Genomic DNA, 1,823 nt, shown 5'->3' on the forward strand with positions numbered 1-1,823 from the left:
GCTGAGTACAGGTGGGCCTGGTGAGAACCCGCTGTCGTATTCGTCGCTGCTGCGGACGATAGGGAAGGAGAACATGTGGCCGGTGAACGCAGTGTGGGACTGGCACTGTGGCAACCCAGAGGGGCTGTTCTACAACCTGCGCTACTTCCTGCCGCCCCTGGCTGCCCGCTATGGCAACAGCACGTCAGCCGCCCAGCTGCTCTACCGCGCCCAGCTCGCCACCTACGAGTCCCACCGCGCCATGTTTGAGGCCTACTCCCGCAACAAGTACACCTCTACCGGCGTCATCCAGTGGATGTTCAACAACGCCTGGCCCGAGAACATCTGGCACCTCTTTGACTCCTACATGACCCAGCCCTCCACCTACTGGGCCACCAAGAAGGCCAACGAGAACTTCCACCTCATGTACTCCTACAACGACCACTCCATCTGGTTTGTCAACTCGCTGTACAAGGCAGTTGAGGGACTCAGTGCAAGCCTGGAGACAAGGCACTTTGTGAACGGGTCGTTGATTGAGCAGCAGAACATTAGCGTAGCCGGAGGACCCGACTCCACCGCTCAGGTGGCTCAGTTGCACGCCCCGCCGCCCCACGTTGAGGTGTTCCTCGTCGTCCTTTCTCTCTACAAGGGCGATGCGCTCCTAACGGACAATTGGTACTGGGTTGCCAATCCGATGGACAAGCTCGATTGGTAAGGTTTCGATTTTCAACCGGCAGGAGCAAATCCAACTTCTACCGAACCCCAGTATCTCAGTTTGCCAACTTTGGTCCTACCCTAAACTCCCTCCCCTCCATTCAGCCTGCTACGAACCTCACCTCTACAACTTCGGGCTGGGACGTTCTGCTGTCCAATCCCTCAGATAAAGCCATCCTGTTCATGGTACATCTGGAAGTGCAAAGGTACTACTGATCTCTCATCTTCAGCAAGAATGGTGAACCCGTTGTCCCTCAGTACTGGAACGACAACTTCGTCAGCCTTCTGCCCAGTGCTCAGCGAACATTCAGCGGTAGCACATATCTTTTGACTATAGTGAGCTTTGATCAATCGAAGAATCCCGGAGCTGTGCTGTTCGCAGAAGCTTACAACACAGTAGGAATTTAGTTTTTGTTGTTAAATTAAGCGTTGCATTTTAGGTGAAAATTAATTTCTACTTCGATCATGCTGTCCCTGTCGGGTAAAGTGTAGCTAAGGGACACCCGTTCCTTGGTGGAGCAACACACCTTTAGCCATAACCGCTGGCTAATCCCTATCGTGAGGTCTTTGTCGAAGGCCGTCGGAATTCAGTTTGCGGACGATTTCAGGAGTATCCTCTGCCTAGAACAAGCTAGAACGGGGATGATCGTAGTATGCGCGTATGTCTCATTCCTGCTCAGCGTTTGTTGCCCAAAGAGTCCTACCCACCTTAACATCCGTGCCAAGTGAGCAAGTCAGCGTCTCTAGTGCCTCGGAACCTTTCCATCCTTCAGCAGTATGTCTTGTCGTCTGCGTTATCGTCTCGTGGGACCGTGGCCTTTCAGTGAGCCTCCGACCGTGCAATGTTCGATTATTCCGCAACTAGGCTAACAATGTATATCACTCCAGGTTTACGTAGAAAATGACTTAATATCCCTCCTCATAGTACTCTTCCTCGTAGTACTCCTCCTCATAGCCGTCCTCGTAGCCTTCGTCGTAGCCTTCTTCGTAGCCTTCCTCGTAGCCGCCTTCCTCGTAGGCCTCCTCGTGGGCTTCCTCAGCGGGGGCCTCCTCGTAGCCACCGCCGCCATAGTTCTGGTCAGCAGGAGCCTCGTAGCCGCCTTCACCGGTGCTTTCCGCGCCAAACACGG

2 protein-coding genes are annotated in these 1,823 nt (G+C 53.9%); one reads left to right on the plus strand and one right to left on the minus strand.

Annotation, left to right across the window (positions count from 1 at the left end):
* The first annotated feature begins 73 nt into the window (after positions 1 to 73).
* A complete protein-coding gene (locus tag V6D20_20120) occupies positions 74 to 694 on the plus strand; it encodes a hypothetical protein (protein ID HEY9818086.1) in 621 nt (206 codons plus the stop codon).
* A gap of 905 nt (positions 695 to 1,599) precedes the next feature.
* Here V6D20_20120 and V6D20_20125 read toward each other — a convergent pair.
* Positions 1,600 to 1,823 (minus strand): hypothetical protein (locus V6D20_20125; GenBank protein ID HEY9818087.1); only part of this gene is annotated, 224 nt, incomplete at its 5' end.

It is taken from the genome of Candidatus Obscuribacterales bacterium (assembly GCA_036703605.1).
Taxonomy (GTDB): Bacteria; Cyanobacteriota; Cyanobacteriia; order RECH01; family RECH01; genus RECH01.